The organism is Enterobacter sp. E1 (assembly GCF_016809815.1).
Lineage (GTDB): Bacteria > Pseudomonadota > Gammaproteobacteria > Enterobacterales > Enterobacteriaceae > Enterobacter > Enterobacter adelaidei.
Window position 1 is genome coordinate 331040 of sequence record NZ_JAFBJM010000001.1, and the last position, 15026, is coordinate 346065.

The following is a 15026-nucleotide window of genomic DNA, read 5'->3' on the forward strand; positions in this document are numbered from 1 at the left end:
TCCATTACACAATTAAAGATCGGCAAATTCGTCAATCGGTTCCATGCCGCGCGACTCGAGGAAATCGAGCAGCCGGCGTGGGGTCACGTTCAGGATTTGCGCTTCCGGGAAGTTAACGTCATTAAGCACCTTCAGGCACTCACTAAAATCACCCAGCGTAAACGCGGTATGGGAGTCAGAGCCCAGCGCCACCATACCTCCGGCATCTCGCACGGCAGCGGCCACTTCACGGCAGTTTGCTTCACTGCCCTTACGCGAGTGAACAAAGGAGGAGTTGTTAATCTCCAGCGCCACGCGGTGTTTCGCTGCCGCCTGAGCGACAGCCTGAATATCAATCGGATATTTTGGATTACCCGGGTGGCTTATAATATGCACATTGCCGCTGGCAATAGTGGCAATCATCGCCGTGGTGTTTGTCTCTTTGTCTTGTGGAGGGAATACCGGCTCGTGGAAACCGGCCAGGATCAGATCCAGGGAAGTGAGCATCGGACCGGTGCAGTCAATTTCACCGTCGGTATTTTTAATGTTCGCCTCGATACCACGCAGTATCCCAATGCCGTCAACCAGACGTGGCCAAATCCGCATATTCACAAAATGCCAGTAGTGCGGCGCATCCGCCATGTCCGGGCCATGATCGGTTATCGCGAACAGCTTGATGCCTTTAAGCTTGGCCTGGGCGATATAATCGTGGAGATTGCTATACGCGTGGGTGCTGGCGACGGTGTGCATATGCAGGTCAACGGGATACATCTCTCTCTCCTCTGCGGTTTTTCCAAAGGATAGCAGTTATCAGCGGCGAATATTAGCAAAAACCCGGCGAACGCCGGGTTTCTCTCAGTAGCCGCGCTGCCTGTCGACCTGTCCGGTGACTGCATTACCCTTTTCCATTTCGCTAATGGTATGGGATATATACGCCACCGCTTCTGCCGGACGCGTCACGGCAGCCACGTGCGGGGTCATGGCCACACGCGGATGCGCCCACAGAGGGCTTTCCGCAGGCAGCGGCTCGCGGCTGTAGACATCCAGCATGGCGCCTTTTAGCTTTCCGCTGTCCAGGGCCTTCAGCAGATCGGGCTCGACCAGATGCACCCCGCGCGCCAGGTTCATCAGGTAGCTCTCATCGGCTAACAGGTTGAGCAACGATTCATTGATGATGCCGACTGTTTCCGCCGTGTTGGGCAGCAGGTTGATGAGCACGCGCGTGCCGTTGAGAAAGTCCGGCAGTTCATCCGTGCCGGCAAAGCTCTTAACGCCTGGATAATCCTTGCGGCTGCGGCTCCAGCAGCGCAGCGGAAAGCCCCACGGTGCAAGCGCTTCCGCCACTTTTGAACCCAGCACACCAGCACCGAGGATACCAATGGTAAAATCTTCGCGCTGATAATCAGGCAGCGGTTCCCAGTGGGATTGCTGTTTTAATGCCTGATAGTCATCAAAGCGGCGGAACCAGTGCAGAACCTGGCTCACGGCATACTCCTGCATTTGCTGGCCCATACCGGTGTCTTCGAGACGGAAAAGAGGAATATCTTCCGGCAGCATTTCCGGGTGAGCCTTCAGCTTGCTCAGAATGGAGTCCACACCGGCGCCCAGGGCAAAGACAGCTTTCAGTTTACGCCCCTGCAGCATTTCTACCGGCGGATGCCAGACCAGCGCGTAGTCAGCATGTTCGTTGTCACCCCGCTTCCACTCGCGAACGCGTGCGCCGGGTAACGCCGCGGTAAGCGCCTTGATCCAGTATGCCGCATCAAACGTGGGGTGATAGAAGAGTATATCCATAGTCATTCCTGCCTTTTATTGCGCTGAATTATTCTGATTTTCAACTGGATTGCCAGCATAACAAATTTATTGCGCGACTGTGCTGCTGATAAAAAAGACGCTTTCAGCACATTTAAGAATCAGGTTGCCTGAAGTTTGTCTAAACACGCTAAATTACTGAAAAAGTGAGTTGACGGCAGTTCGGCTTTTCCTTACATTAGCGCCCGTCCCGGTAACAACGGGATGACAATATGGTGAGGTGTCCGAGTGGCTGAAGGAGCACGCCTGGAAAGTGTGTATACGGCAACGTATCGGGGGTTCGAATCCCCCCCTCACCGCCATATTTAAAGAAGAGCTCGCATGAAAATGCGGGCTTTTTTTTCGCATGTCGCACTCATGCAGGGGGGATGAGAATCCCCGACCGGGGTTCGACAACTGGCGACAGCCAGTTGGACAGACTGAGAGCGCAGCGAACAGGCTGCCCGCAGGGCGAGCAAAGCGAGTCAATCCCCCCCTCACCGCCATATTTAAAAAAGAGCTCGTACGAAAGTACGGGCTTTTTTTTCGCATATTGCACGCTGCGGGGGGATGAGAATCCAGAGACTCCCTGCGCTCTTTATGTCGGGTGGCGCTGCACTTACCCGACCTACAAAAAACTATTCTTCAACCATCTTCGCATATTCTTCGGTCAGAAAATCCACCAGCGTCCTGACAGAAGGTAACAACCCGCGTCTTGATGGATAAACAGCGTGAATCACTTCCCGTCTGGGTTCCCAGGCCTCAAGTACCCGAATCAGTTCGCCTGACGCCAGCTGATCCTTCACCATCAAAATCGGCAGCTGCACCACGCCGATGCCAGCCATGGCAGCTTCACGTAGCGCAAGCATATCGGTGGTGATCAATCGAGGGTGATAATGGATCTCCGCTTTAGCACCTCCAGGCCCGGACAGTGCCCATTTATGAATATGTTTCCCCTCGTTCATGCTTAGCCCGGGCCAGGCACTGAGTTCAGACGGGGCTATCGGTTCTCCCATGCGTTGAATCAACGCCGGACTCGCGACCAGACAATGCCCCCTGTCAGCCAGCACCCTTAACACCAGATCGCTGTCATCAAACGGGCGAGGGCGGACGCGGATCGCGATATCCACGCCCTCTCCCACCAGGTCTACCCGTCGATTGGTAGCCTCAAGCTGAAGATTGATGCCGGGATAACGCGCCATAAATCTTGCCAGCATCGGACCAACATGGACATGCAACAGGGTTATCGGGCAGGTGATCCTGACAATGCCGCGCGGTTCTGCCTGCAGTGCCGCCACGGCCTCTTCTGCCGCCTCCGCCTCCACCATCATCGCTTTACAGTGCTGATAGAAAGTCTGCCCGACCTCAGTCACCGTAAATTGCCGGGTTGTTCGGTGGATGAGCCGCACGCCAAGGCGCTCTTCCAACTGCGCGATCCGGCGGCTTAGCCTGGACTTTGGCAGGTCAAGCGCCCTTCCCGCCGCCGCAAAGCCACCGTAATCCACCACCTTCACAAACCAGACGAAGTCATTGAGATCCTGCATAAATCCTCATCGTTCCATTATTAGAACAGTGAATGCCATTTTCACTATCTACCGGGATATTAAACCTGAATATAAGCTAATTGCATCAACTGAACATCAGGAGTTCATCATGAAAAACGTAACAGGTGTTTATACCGCTCCCCGACAGCACTGGGTGGGCGACGGTTTCCCGGTCCGTTCAATGTTCTCTTATCAGACGCACGGGGAGCCTCTCAGCCCGTTCCTGCTGCTGGACTACGCGGGCCCATACACCTTTCCGGCAGATGGTGCGAAACGCGGCGTAGGCCAACATCCTCACCGGGGTTTCGAAACGGTCACTATCGTCTATTCCGGTGAAGTCGAGCATCGTGACTCCACGGGCAAAGGCGGTGTAATTGGCCCCGGCGACGTGCAGTGGATGACGGCAGGCGCAGGCATTTTGCACGAGGAGTTCCACTCCAGCGCGTTCTCGCAGAAAGGCGGAGAACTCAAAATGATGCAGCTTTGGGTCAACCTTCCGGCGAAAGACAAGATGGCGGCACCGGGCTACCAGAGCATCACCAAAAGCGACATTCCAGTCGTGACGCTTTTGGATAACAGCGGCACGCTGAGAGTTATTGCCGGTCGCTACCAGGATGTGACCGGCCCGGCTCACACCTTTTCACCGCTGAATGTCTGGGATATTGCGCTGAATCAGGGAAGCCATTTGACGCTCAATCAGCCAGAAGGCTGGAGCACCGCGCTGGTGGTACTGGAAGGTAACGTCACGGTAAACGGCACGGCTGAAGCGGGTGAAGCGCAACTGGTCGTCTTAAGCCAGCAAGGCGACAAAGTGCATCTGGAAGCCAGTAGCGATGCAAAAGTGCTGCTGATGGCCGGTGAGCCACTGAACGAACCCATTGTGGGCTACGGCCCGTTTGTCATGAACAGTAAAAGCGAAATCAACGAAGCCATTCGTGATTTCAACTCCGGCCGCTTCGGCCAGATCTGAACGTAATAAAGGAGAAGAAAATGTCCACACCTGCAAATTTCAACGGAGCGCGTCCGGTTATTGATGTGAACGATGCGGTGATGTTGCTTATCGATCACCAGAGCGGTCTTTTCCAGACCGTTGGGGATATGCCAATGCCGGAACTGCGTGCCCGTGCGGCAGCGCTGGCAAAGATCGCTACCCTGGCGAAGATCCCGGTAATCACGACAGCGTCCGTTCCCCAGGGGCCGAATGGCCCGCTTATCCCGGAAATCCACGCCAACGCGCCGCATGCGCAGTACGTACCACGTAAAGGAGAGATTAACGCCTGGGATAACCCGGAATTTGTGGCGGCAGTGAAAGCCACCGGGCGCAGCACGCTGATTATCGCGGGTACCATCACCAGCGTTTGCATGGCTTTCCCGTCAATTAGTGCGGTTGCTGATGGTTATAAAGTCTTTGCGGTGATCGATGCGTCCGGTACCTACAGCAAAATGGCACAAGAGATCACCCTGGCTCGTGTCGTCCAGGCTGGCGTAGTGCCAATGGATACAGCGGCAGTCGCCTCAGAAATCCAGCGAACCTGGAACCGTGAAGACGCGGCCATGTGGGCCGAGGTGTATACCCACATCTTCCCGGCTTATCAGCTGTTGATCGAAAGCTACGGCAAAGCACAGGAAGTGGTAAAAAACAGCGAAGTGCTCGATTCACAGCGTTAATCCGGCTCTAAGCGACATGAGCTGATTAAGGCTTAACCGAACAGGCACTAAAGCAGAAAATCTGCTTGACCGTTTTAGCGCAACTCCCTATAGTAGCGCCCCGTTGCCCCCCAAGCGGTCAGGCAGCAAAACAATATGGTGAGGTGTCCGAGTGGCTGAAGGAGCACGCCTGGAAAGTGTGTATACGGCAACGTATCGGGGGTTCGAATCCCCCCCTCACCGCCATCTTTAAAGAAGAGCTCGCATGAAAATGCGGGCTTTTTTTTCGCATGTTGCACTCATGCAGGGGGGGATGAAAATCCCCGACCGGGGTTCGACAACTGGCGACAGCCAGTTGGACAGACTGAGAGCGCAGCGAACAGGCTGCCCGCAGGGCGAGCAAAGCGAGTCAATCCCCCCCTCACCGCCATCTTTAAAGAAGAGCTCGCATGAAAATGCGGGCTTTTTTTTCGCATGTTGCACTCATGCTGGGGGGGATGAAAATCCCCGACCGGGGTTCGACAACTGGCGACAGCCAGTTGGACAGACTGAGAGCGCAGCGAACAGGCTGCCCGCAGGGCGAGCAAAGCGAGTCAATCCCCCCCTCACCGCCATATTTAAAGAAGAGCTCGTACGAAAGTACGGGCTTTTTTTTCGCCCAAAAGCAGAGCGAGTTTCAGCTAACTTGCAACCAATCTTAAACAAACATTTCACTCGCCAGACACAGTTTATCACCGCTGATAAACTAGGCGGTATCCCCCCTGGAGAGCGGAAGGTTATTGTCATGCAATATGAAGAACAGCAGCTAATCAACGGCCTTTTCGAACGTCTGAAACAGACCGAACACCAAAACAGCCAACGGGATGCCGATGCAGAGCGTCAGATCGCGGAATTCGTCAGACAGCAGCCTGCGGCCCCCTACTATATGGCGCAATCGATTTTGATTCAGGAAGCGGCGCTGAAACGCCTACAGACCCGGGTTCAGGAGCTTGAAAGCGAATTAGCCGCGCAAAAAAGCAAACCCTCGACGGGCGGCAGTTTCCTCGGCGGCCTGTTTGGTGGCGGGAAAAGCAACCCGCAGCCGGACAACAGCTGGAATGCCCAGCAGCAACAGCCACCGGCGCAGGATTATTCACGGGCGGCAGCGCCGGCTTCGGCTCCTCGCGGCGGCAGTTTTATGGCAGGCGCGCTGCAAACAGCCGCTGGCGTGGCCGGTGGGGTCGTGCTGGCCGAGATGCTGACCAGTATGTTCCATCAGTCGCGGCCGGAAGAGATCGTGAACATCATCGAAGAACCGACAACGCCCGCCGGTAATGAGTCGTTTATCGGTAATCAATACGGCGACGTTAATAATGTCTCTGACACCCGCTTCCTCAACCAGGACGATCCGTTCGGCAATAATAACGACACCTGGCAGAACGACGATGCAGATGACGACTACAGCGATGATGACGACAGTTTTATTTAACGACGTTAACTAAAGTGGCTTTAAACATACAAGGGAAAAAAACAAAGCCCGGTTTCCCGGGCTTTGAACAGAACAGCAAACTCAATAATACGCTTGCAGCGTGCGCTGACACAGCGCCGATCGCACGCAGTCATCTTTGGTGAAGCGGACCACCCCAATCATCTCATCTTCCTCAAAACGTGACATAGCGTCGCTCAGTCCGGATTTCACGCCGGATGGCAGGTCACACTGGGTAATATCGCCGTTAACGATAACCGTCACGTTCTCCCCGAGGCGCGTCAAAAACATCTTCATTTGCGCAGCGGTCACGTTCTGAGCCTCGTCAAGAATGACGACCGCATTTTCAAATGTACGTCCGCGCATATAGGCGAACGGCGCGATTTCCACCTTGCCAATCTCTGGCCGCAGGCAGTACTGCATAAAGGAAGCCCCCAGTCGCTTCACCAGCACGTCATAGACAGGCCTGAAGTATGGGGCAAACTTCTCCGAAATGTCTCCGGGCAAGAAGCCGAGATCTTCATCAGCTTGCAGTACCGGACGGGTGACAATAATCCTCTCCACGTCCTTATGGATCAGCGCTTCCGCCGCTTTGGCTGCACTGATCCAGGTTTTCCCGCATCCGGCTTCACCGGTTGCAAAGATGAGCTGTTTACTCTCGATAGCATTCAGGTAGTGCGCCTGAGCCTCATTGCGCGCCACAATTGGAGAATTGTCACGGCTGTCCCGCGCCATGCCAATTGCTTCTACGCCACTCATCTGCACAAGCGAGGTGACCGATTCTTCTTCACGCTGTTTATGGCTACGTGAATCCCGTCTCAGCACACGTTTTGCTTCGCGACGAGCTTTGATCACTGCTTTTTGTCTTCCCATGGATAGCACCTTGAGTTGTTGGTATTCATCACACGCGCCAGTTTCAGCACGATTATGCGCACGAACATCAGAGGGTTGGCTTCCTTGTAAGCCATTGCTTGCTTTATCGGATGACGATACGGAACAGCTACGCGCACCGTTCTGCACGTCGGTCGAATGAGATTCTTGAGGAAGGGGGGAGAATTTAGTAGTGAGGAAATCGCTGCCGGAGTCTGAGCCTCCGCGCCGGGTGCTGCGGTTGTTGTGTTTACCATGTCCAGTACAGGACGCAACCATTCGCGATCTCCATAGTGATTCAGCATCACTGCCGGGAACTACCGCTGTCTTATCTTAATTACATCAGGTGTTATCATAAATGCAACATTTATTTTACCTGATTGCAACCTTTAAGACTGTCCCTACAGTTGAAATCAGTCTCATACAGAAATATTACAGAAATATAACAACAGAATCGTCATATGAAAAAATAATGTCCCTGCGAACGTGGCGCAGGGACAGCGATCAGGCCTCAATCAGCCCTTGAGCGAGATACGCGTGTTGATCGCGTACGCCTGGCAGGGCAAAGAAATAGCCGCCGCCGATAGGTTTAATGTACTCTTCCAGCGCTTCTCCATTTAGCCGCTTCTGCACGGTCAGGAAGCCTTTTTCCAGATCGTGCTGATAGCAGACGAACAGCAGCCCCATATCAAGCTGGCCGGAGTTGGTTACGCCCAGAGAGTAGCTGTAGCCACGGCGCATCATCAGGCTGGACTGCGTATTTTTGGTGCGCGGATTAGCCAGACGAATATGGCTGTCCAGCGCAATCACATCGCCATTGGGATCTCTGGCGTAGTCGGGCACGTCATGCTCGTTCTTCATGCCGAGCGGTGCCCCACTCTGCTTATCACGACCAAAAATCGTCTGCTGCTCTTTGAGCGGTGTGCGGTCCCAGAACTCCACGTGGAACTGAATAATCCGCACGGCCTGATAACTTCCCCCAACGGCCCATGTTGGTTCGCCCTGATCGGCAGTGACCCACACCACCTCCTTCATGAGCGCACCATCGTGGCTGTCCGGGTTGGCCGTACCGTCCTTAAAGCCCAGCAGGTTAACCGGCGTCTCTTTCCCTTTACTGCGGGCAGCATGGTCCGAGATAAACCCTTCCCGCTTCCAGCGCACGCTCAACAGATCCGGCGTGTGCTTGATAATATCCCGAAGGGCGTGGATCACCGTGTCCTGGGTATTGGCGCAAATCTGCAGAAGCAGGTCACCGTGACAGAGAGCAGCGTCCAGCGAGTCATTCGGGAAACGCGTCATTTTCTGCAGCGCTTTTGGCTTCTGTTTTGCCAGTCCATAGCGCGCATCAAACAGCGATTCACCGAGCGAAACGGTCATCGTCAGGTTATCCGGGGCGATAAACGGCCCCAGGATACCGGAGTCCATGGGCGGAAGACGCGGATTTGGCGTTTCCGGTGCCGGCCCGCCTGTGGTGAGAAACGCGATACGTGTCGTCAGCAGACGGAACAGACGCTCCAGATCCGCTTTATCACTCGCCAGTGAGTCAAATGCCACCAGCATCATAGACGCCTGCTGCGGTGTCAGAATGCCCGACTGATGTTCACCGTAAAACGGCTGCGTCTCCATGCGAGCATTAGGGGACAGCGTGCCGGGCGCGCTTTGCGGTTTCGCCGCATGCGCCACCGGACACCCACCAGCCAGCGCAAGAGCGCCCCCCAGCGCCCCTACCCCTTTTAGCAACCGACGACGTGAAGGCTCAACCACCTCGCTTTCGTTATGCTTATTCATCGTGCTTAGTCCAGACCCAGTACGCCACGCAGCAGGGAGAGATCTTCCGCCAGGGCGGTAATCGGGCCTTTAAGCGCGTTGCGGTCGGCATCGGTCAGCTTATCGTAGGTTTCAAAGCCGTCTTTGGTACGGTACTTCGCCAGAATGGCGTCGACTTTTTTGAAGTTAGCATCCACTTTAGCCAGCAGTTCGCCGTTCTCTTTCTGCAGTTGAGGACGCAGCAGATCGACAATTTTTTGTGAACCGTCGACGTTGGCCTGGAAATCCCACAGGTCGGTATGGCTGTAGCGATCTTCTTCACCGCTGATTTTGCTGGCGGCCACTTCTTCAATCAGCCCTGCGGCACCGCCCACCACTTTTGACGGTGGGAAGGCCAGCTCGCTGATGCGCTTTTGCAACTCCAGCACGTCACCGTTCAGTTGCTCAGCGTATTTCTCCATCCCTTTGGTGGAGTTGTCGCCAAACAGGGCTTTCTCCAGACGGTGGAAACCGGTGAATTTCGGATCGGCCGCTTTCTGCTCGAAATCGTCTTCGCGGGCATCAATGCTGCCATCAAGGTCAGAGAACAACTCAGCAATCGGCTCGATACGCTCGTAGTGCTGACGGGTTGGCGCATAGAGGGATTTCGCTTTTTCGATATCACCTGCTTTCACCGCATCGGTAAAGGCTTTAGTACCCGCAACCAGGTCGGCCGTCTCTTTGGAGACATACGCTTTATAGGCGGTAATCGCCTCACCCAGGCTCAGCACCGCCGCACCTTTCGTCGCATCGGCCGTTGCTTCACCTTTGACGATCAGCTTACCTTTAGGGTTAGTCAGCAGACCGCAGGTCATCTCATACTCGCCCGGCTGCAGGTTGGCGGTCATCTTCTGGCTGAAGCCAGGAGCGATATTTTCGCGCTCTTCCACCACCAGTACACCCTTCAGAATTTCCCACTCCAGCGCCTTCTGGCTGTGGTTCTGGATAATAAACTGGGTCTTGCCGCTGTTAACCGTGAGGGTCATCGGCTCACACTGCTTGTCATTGACGGTGACTTTAACCTGAGGAACATCCGCACCCCAGGCGGAGAATGCAGAAGCGAACAGCGCGGCGATGCCTGCGCATAATGCACTACGACGGAACTGAATTGCCATGGCTCTTCCCTTTAAAAGTATGTTGTAACTAAAGTAAATATTATGGTGTAACGCGCGACGCCTGCGTGCCGGTACGCGGCGGCATTGCGAACAGCACCAGCGCCGGAATGAGATAGATAAAGTACATCGCCACTTCGCTGACGCTCGGGGTTTCCTGATAGCCGAAGATGCCTTCGAGCAGGGTGCCGGTCAGTGAATGGGTGGAAAGAACGTTGCTGAGATCAAACGCCACGTCCTGGAAATGGTTCCACAGGCCCGCTTCATGGAAGGCGCGAATCGCCCCTGCGGCCAGCCCTGCCGCCACCAGCAGAATAAACAGACTCGTCCACTTGAAGAAGGCCCCCAGGTTAAGGCGAATGCCGCCCCAGTAGAGCAGGAAACCCAGCACCACAGCCGTAGCAAGGCCCAGCATCGCACCTAACGGCGGCCAAATGCCGACATCCTGCTGAAACGCCGCCAGCAGGAAGAAAACGGACTCCAGGCCTTCACGCGCGACGGCGAAAAAGACCATCATGATCAGCGCCCAGCCGTGGTTATTGCTCTTTTGCAGGGCGTTATCCACCGCCTGCTCCAGCTGTACCTTTACGTTACGGGAGACTTTACGCATCCAGAACACCATCCAGGTGAGGATCACCACCGCGATCACCGCAACGATGCCTTCAAACAGCTCCTGCTCTTTCTGCGGGAATTCACCGGTGGTTTCATTGATCAGGATGCCCAGGCCCAGACAGAGCGCCGCGGCAAGGAACACCCCCACCCACATGACGCCAATCCAGCGTCCGCGCTGGGTTCGCTTCAGATAACTGGCGATGAGACTGACGATGAGGGCAGCTTCGAGCCCTTCACGCAACATAATGAGAAATGGAACAAACATGCCGACACCTTAAATGTTTATCGCAGTCAACTGATGCAAAGAAAGGTAAATTCTTGTGATAGTGATTATCATTACGGCGAAGAGAAAAACAAGCGAAATGTGTGTTGTTTTGATGACGAGTTGTAAACGCAAAGTCTGGTAATAGTTGCTGTCGTTATCGTTAAGTTTATAAGTTATAACGAAAATGCCCATTTACGGTTAATCAGGGCTGTGGCTAAATACCTGCCTCAAACACCTGGTGAAAATTAATTATGTTTAAGATTGTCCATTTCCTGCTGGCGCTGGTGATTATTCTTGCGCTGGCCTGGCTGGTGAGTTTCGACCGCCGAAAAGTTCGCATTCGTTTTGTTTTACAGCTGATTGTCATTGAGATTGCTCTGGCGTTCTTTTTCCTGCACGCCGAAAGCGGGTTATTCCTGATTAAATACGTCTCAGGGTTCTTTGAATCACTGCTGAAATTTGCTGCCGAAGGCACCAATTTTGTCTTTGGCGGAATGGGTGAAAAAGGGCTGGCGTTCATTTTCCTCGGCGTACTTTGCCCGATTATTTTTATTTCCGCGCTGATCGGTATTCTGCAACACTGGCGAATTCTGCCGATATTTATTCGGGTGATCGGCACGCTGCTGTCAAAACTGAACGGTATGGGCAAGCTGGAATCCTTTAATGCGGTGAGTTCATTGATCCTCGGCCAGTCTGAAAACTTCATTGCCTACAAAGGCGTGCTGGGCGATCTCTCCTCACGTCGCCTCTTCACGATGGCGGCTACAGCCATGTCGACGGTCTCTTTGTCGATTGTTGGCGCCTATATGACCATGCTCGATGCCAAATTTGTGGTGGCGGCGCTGATTCTGAACATGTTCAGCACCTTTATTATTCTCTCCGTTATCAACCCGGCGCGCCCGGAAGCGGAGCCGGATATCAAACTTGAAAAACTGCATGAATCCCAGAGCTTCTTCGAAATGCTCGGCGAGTATATTCTGGCTGGTTTTAAAGTGGCGATGATTATTCTGGCGATGCTGATTGGCTTTATTGCCCTTATTAGCGCCGTTAACGCCCTCTTCTCCAGCCTGTTTGGCATGAGCTTCCAGCAAATCCTGGGTTATGTATTTTATCCCCTGGCGTGGCTGGTGGGCATTCCTCTGAGCGATGCCTTAAATGCGGGAAGTATTATGGCAACCAAACTGGTGGCGAATGAATTTGTGGCGATGATTGAGCTGCAAAAAATCGCCCATGAGATGTCACCGCGCGGGCTGGGCATTTTGTCCATCTTCCTGGTGTCGTTCGCGAACTTTGCATCCATCGGCATTGTGGCCGGGGCGATTAAAGGCCTGAACGAGCAGCAGGGGAACGTAGTGTCACGTTTTGGTTTGCGTCTGGTGTATGGCGCGACGCTGGTGAGTCTGCTGTCAGCGAGTTTTGCGGGTTTAGTGTTGTAAATGAGAACGGCGGGATACCCCGCCGTTGTGATTAAAACTGCACGCAAACCGGCTGGTCGACACGCATCACCGATTCCTGCGCGAAGCGGGATTTATAAATCCCGCGTAACGCTTCGATGTTCTTTTCACTCTGCGCATCTTTACCGTGGATAAGCATCAATGCTTTACTCGGTTCACGCGCCACTTTCCCGTCGTTCCCCAACCACTGCCCACGCGCATCAAATACCGTCAGACCGTCACGAAAACGCGGTGTAACGTCCTGATCAACAAACTGCTTCCACTCGTTACTGGTGATCTGCGCCCCAGCCGGACGGTTCAGTCCGAAATAGAGCGTGGTTTGCTGCATCTGGTTATCCGCTTTGCAGGTCTCTACCGCCGCGTGTTGCGATGGCGCAGTGCAGCCAGCCAGCATCAGTAATGCCGCTGCCATTACCCCTGTTTTGATTGTCATGCTTCGCTATCCTCATTGTTATAAGCACATGGATATCACAGGAAATTACGGATTTTGGCAAGAAAAAAGCCGGGCAGCGCTACCGCTTGCCCGGCCTTCAGTGTTCCGAGGGAAAAATTATTCCGGCTGCAGCTTAGTCGGCGGTGCAGAGCGGTAATGCGCATCTGCTTCAGCAAAGCGTTTCTGCATGGAGGCGGACGGCGCTTTACCCAGCAGGCTGAAGACCACAATACCAACGCTGCCGAAAATGAAGCCCGGTATGATTTCGTACAGGCCCAGCCATGCGAACTGTTTCCAGACGATAACGGTCAGCGCACCGATAATCATTCCCGCCAGCGCGCCGTTACGGGTCATACGTGACCACATGACGGAGAACAGCACGACCGGACCAAATGCCGCACCAAAGCCCGCCCATGCGTAGCTCACGAGGCCCAGCACGCGGTTTTCCGGGTTGGCCGCCAGTGCAATCGCCACCAGCGCCACCAGCAGAACCATAAAGCGCCCTACCCACACCAGCTCTTTCTGGCTTGCACCTTTGCGCAGGAAAGCTTTGTACAGGTCTTCGGTGATGGCACTGGAGCAAACCAGCAGCTGGCAGCTCAGGGTAGACATCACCGCCGCCAGGATCGCGGAGAGCAGAATACCGGCAATCCACGGGTTAAACAGAATCTGCGCCAGCTCGATAAACACACGTTCGGCGTTCTGGTTCACCGCGCCCGCCTGTGCCGGGTTATTGTTGAAGTACGCGATACCAAAGAAGCCTACCGCACACGCCCCCGCCAGACACAGGATCATCCACGTCATACTGATACGACGCGCATGCACGATGGTGTGGTGAGAGTCCGCGGCCATAAAGCGCGCCAGGATATGCGGCTGACCGAAGTAACCCAGACCCCAGCCCATCAGCGACACGATGGCAACGAAGTTCAGCCCTTTCAGCATGTCGACGTTTTCAATGCTCTTCTGTTTGATCACTTCCAGCGAATCGGCAAAGCCGCCAACGGTGAAAATCACAATCACCGGGGTCAGGATCAGGGCGAAGATCATCAGGCTCGCCTGCACGGTGTCTGTCCAGCTTACGGCCAGGAAACCGCCCACGAAGGTATACAGGATGGTCGCCGCAGCACCGGCCCAGAGGGCGGTTTCGTAGCTCATGCCGAAGGTGCTTTCGAACAGACGCGCGCCCGCCACAATGCCGGAGGCACAGTAGATGGTGAAGAACAGCAGAATAACCACCGCAGAGATAATGCGCAGGATGCGGCTGTTATCTTCAAAGCGTCCGGTGAAGTAATCCGGCAGCGTCAGGGCGTTATTATTGGCCTCGGTATGCACACGCAGACGGCCTGCCACCAGTTTCCAGTTGATCCATGCCCCGACAGTCAGGCCGATGGCAATCCAGCTTTCTGAAATACCGGAGATGAAAATCGCGCCTGGTAACCCCATCAGCAGCCAGCCGCTCATGTCTGATGCCCCCGCAGATAACGCGGTCACCATCGGGCCTAAACTACGTCCGCCCAGAATGTAGTCGTCAAAGTTCTTTGTTGAACGCCATGCCAAAAACCCTATAAGGATCATGCCAAAAATATAAACGAGAAATGTCACCAGCATCGGTGTGCTAATAGCCATTCAAATTCTCCAAAAAGTCGAGCGACAACCGTCCGGGCTGCCTTGTTATATGATCACCGGAACGTGGTGAATGTATCTTGTGTTTCCGTTGGGCGCGCTATCCTGCCGTATGCGCACCCCGCTGACAAACGATTTAACACTGCATTTACATCAAATTCATCCCTGGCTTGATACAACTTTCCTATAGGTTGCACTCGCTCACACTTATACGGGTTGCACCTTTTAAAAATGTTAAGCACCGCATAAAAACAGGCCTGAGATGCAGAAGCCAGCTCTTTTTTCCAGCTAACCATTCATTAACAATCCATTCATTTTCTGGGTTGCAAACCAGGTCACATTTAACACGGTTGCACAAAGTTGCAACATGGTGGATATTTCACGCTAACGACAGAACACTATTAAAGAACAACAGGAGTTTTGGC

The 15026-nt window shown here is 54.1% G+C and carries 13 protein-coding genes, 2 tRNA genes and 3 other RNA genes; 9 read left to right on the forward strand and 9 right to left on the reverse strand.

Annotated features, from left to right (window positions below; translation table 11 throughout):
- Positions 1-12: 12 nt before the first annotated feature.
- Together JGF26_RS01700 and ghrA are read right to left on the reverse strand one after the other, a co-directional pair.
- Positions 13-750 (reverse strand): phosphatase, encoded by a 738-nt coding sequence (locus JGF26_RS01700; protein ID WP_049007577.1) that lies wholly within the window; start codon positions 748-750, stop codon positions 13-15.
- Between the two features lie 84 nt (positions 751-834).
- Complete coding sequence (gene ghrA / locus JGF26_RS01705; RefSeq protein WP_134707523.1) at positions 835-1773, reverse strand: glyoxylate/hydroxypyruvate reductase GhrA; 939 nt, start codon at positions 1771-1773, stop codon at positions 835-837.
- 232 nt (positions 1774-2005) lie between these two features.
- Between ghrA and JGF26_RS01710 the strand changes: the two genes are divergently transcribed.
- A tRNA-Ser gene (locus JGF26_RS01710) sits at positions 2006-2093 on the forward strand.
- Between the two features lie 46 nt (positions 2094-2139).
- Positions 2140-2276, forward strand: a non-coding RNA gene (locus JGF26_RS01715) — RtT sRNA.
- A 132-nt stretch (positions 2277-2408) separates the two neighbouring features.
- On the opposite strand, the gene JGF26_RS01720 is transcribed toward JGF26_RS01715, so the two are convergent.
- Entirely contained in the window at positions 2409-3314 is a 906-nt protein-coding gene (locus tag JGF26_RS01720; RefSeq protein WP_049007328.1) for a LysR family transcriptional regulator, read from the reverse strand.
- A 109-nt stretch (positions 3315-3423) separates the two neighbouring features.
- Between JGF26_RS01720 and JGF26_RS01725 the strand changes: the two genes are divergently transcribed.
- The 6 genes from JGF26_RS01725 to JGF26_RS01750 all read left to right on the forward strand — a co-directional run bounded on the left by JGF26_RS01725 (position 3424) and on the right by JGF26_RS01750 (position 6429).
- Positions 3424-4284, forward strand: a complete 861-nt coding sequence (locus JGF26_RS01725) for a pirin family protein (protein WP_128348389.1) — start codon at positions 3424-3426, stop codon at positions 4282-4284.
- A 20-nt stretch (positions 4285-4304) separates the two neighbouring features.
- The gene (locus JGF26_RS01730) at positions 4305-4982 is read left to right on the forward strand and encodes an isochorismatase family protein (protein ID WP_134707522.1); all 678 of its coding nucleotides are present in this window, start codon (positions 4305-4307) and stop codon (positions 4980-4982) included.
- Positions 4983-5119: 137 nt separating this feature from the next.
- Positions 5120-5207: transfer RNA gene (locus JGF26_RS01735), tRNA-Ser, on the forward strand.
- A gap of 46 nt (positions 5208-5253) precedes the next feature.
- Positions 5254-5391, forward strand: a non-coding RNA gene (locus tag JGF26_RS01740) — RtT sRNA.
- Positions 5392-5437: 46 nt separating this feature from the next.
- Positions 5438-5575, forward strand: a non-coding RNA gene (locus tag JGF26_RS01745) — RtT sRNA.
- Positions 5576-5745: 170 nt separating this feature from the next.
- Complete coding sequence (locus tag JGF26_RS01750; RefSeq protein ID WP_134707521.1) at positions 5746-6429, forward strand: DUF2076 domain-containing protein; 684 nt, start codon at positions 5746-5748, stop codon at positions 6427-6429.
- A gap of 81 nt (positions 6430-6510) precedes the next feature.
- Here the strand turns inward: JGF26_RS01750 and phoH are convergent, their stop codons facing one another.
- The 4 genes from phoH to efeU all read right to left on the reverse strand — a co-directional run bounded on the left by phoH (position 6511) and on the right by efeU (position 11091).
- The gene (phoH, locus tag JGF26_RS01755) at positions 6511-7299 is read right to left on the reverse strand and encodes a phosphate starvation-inducible protein PhoH (RefSeq protein ID WP_008503509.1); all 789 of its coding nucleotides are present in this window, start codon (positions 7297-7299) and stop codon (positions 6511-6513) included.
- 501 nt (positions 7300-7800) lie between these two features.
- Positions 7801-9084 carry an iron uptake transporter deferrochelatase/peroxidase subunit gene (gene efeB, locus JGF26_RS01760; RefSeq protein WP_134707520.1) on the reverse strand — a complete coding sequence of 428 codons (1284 nt, stop codon included), beginning with the start codon at positions 9082-9084 and terminating at the stop codon, positions 7801-7803.
- A 5-nt stretch (positions 9085-9089) separates the two neighbouring features.
- The gene (gene efeO / locus JGF26_RS01765; RefSeq protein ID WP_028019103.1) at positions 9090-10217 is read right to left on the reverse strand and encodes an iron uptake system protein EfeO; all 1128 of its coding nucleotides are present in this window, start codon (positions 10215-10217) and stop codon (positions 9090-9092) included.
- Between the two features lie 40 nt (positions 10218-10257).
- The gene (gene efeU, locus JGF26_RS01770; protein ID WP_129324469.1) at positions 10258-11091 is read right to left on the reverse strand and encodes an iron uptake transporter permease EfeU; all 834 of its coding nucleotides are present in this window, start codon (positions 11089-11091) and stop codon (positions 10258-10260) included.
- Between the two features lie 251 nt (positions 11092-11342).
- Between efeU and JGF26_RS01775 the strand changes: the two genes are divergently transcribed.
- Entirely contained in the window at positions 11343-12527 is a 1185-nt protein-coding gene (locus tag JGF26_RS01775) for a nucleoside transporter C-terminal domain-containing protein (RefSeq protein WP_028019106.1), read from the forward strand.
- Between the two features lie 31 nt (positions 12528-12558).
- Here JGF26_RS01775 and JGF26_RS01780 read toward each other — a convergent pair whose 3' ends face one another.
- Together JGF26_RS01780 and putP are read right to left on the reverse strand one after the other, a co-directional pair.
- Positions 12559-12978 carry a DUF3574 domain-containing protein gene (locus JGF26_RS01780; protein WP_134707518.1) on the reverse strand — a complete coding sequence of 140 codons (420 nt, stop codon included), beginning with the start codon at positions 12976-12978 and terminating at the stop codon, positions 12559-12561.
- 117 nt (positions 12979-13095) lie between these two features.
- Positions 13096-14604 (reverse strand): sodium/proline symporter PutP, encoded by a 1509-nt coding sequence (putP, locus tag JGF26_RS01785; RefSeq protein ID WP_108090243.1) that lies wholly within the window; start codon positions 14602-14604, stop codon positions 13096-13098.
- Positions 14605-15026 lie beyond the last annotated feature (422 nt).

Excerpts from the sequence above, each read along its gene's own strand:
- JGF26_RS01700 (WP_049007577.1), bottom strand. The coding sequence starts at position 750 with ATGTATCCCGTTGACCTGCATATGCACACCGTCGCCAGCACCCACGCG.
- ghrA (WP_134707523.1), bottom strand. The coding sequence starts at position 1,773 with ATGGATATACTCTTCTATCACCCCACGTTTGATGCGGCATACTGGATC.
- JGF26_RS01720 (WP_049007328.1), bottom strand. The coding sequence starts at position 3,314 with ATGCAGGATCTCAATGACTTCGTCTGGTTTGTGAAGGTGGTGGATTAC.
- JGF26_RS01725 (WP_128348389.1), top strand. The coding sequence starts at position 3,424 with ATGAAAAACGTAACAGGTGTTTATACCGCTCCCCGACAGCACTGGGTG.
- JGF26_RS01730 (WP_134707522.1), top strand. The coding sequence starts at position 4,305 with ATGTCCACACCTGCAAATTTCAACGGAGCGCGTCCGGTTATTGATGTG.
- JGF26_RS01750 (WP_134707521.1), top strand. The coding sequence starts at position 5,746 with ATGCAATATGAAGAACAGCAGCTAATCAACGGCCTTTTCGAACGTCTG.
- phoH (WP_008503509.1), bottom strand. The coding sequence starts at position 7,299 with ATGGGAAGACAAAAAGCAGTGATCAAAGCTCGTCGCGAAGCAAAACGT.
- efeB (WP_134707520.1), bottom strand. The coding sequence starts at position 9,084 with ATGAATAAGCATAACGAAAGCGAGGTGGTTGAGCCTTCACGTCGTCGG.
- efeO (WP_028019103.1), bottom strand. The coding sequence starts at position 10,217 with ATGGCAATTCAGTTCCGTCGTAGTGCATTATGCGCAGGCATCGCCGCG.
- efeU (WP_129324469.1), bottom strand. The coding sequence starts at position 11,091 with ATGTTTGTTCCATTTCTCATTATGTTGCGTGAAGGGCTCGAAGCTGCC.
- JGF26_RS01775 (WP_028019106.1), top strand. The coding sequence starts at position 11,343 with ATGTTTAAGATTGTCCATTTCCTGCTGGCGCTGGTGATTATTCTTGCG.
- JGF26_RS01780 (WP_134707518.1), bottom strand. The coding sequence starts at position 12,978 with ATGACAATCAAAACAGGGGTAATGGCAGCGGCATTACTGATGCTGGCT.
- putP (WP_108090243.1), bottom strand. The coding sequence starts at position 14,604 with ATGGCTATTAGCACACCGATGCTGGTGACATTTCTCGTTTATATTTTT.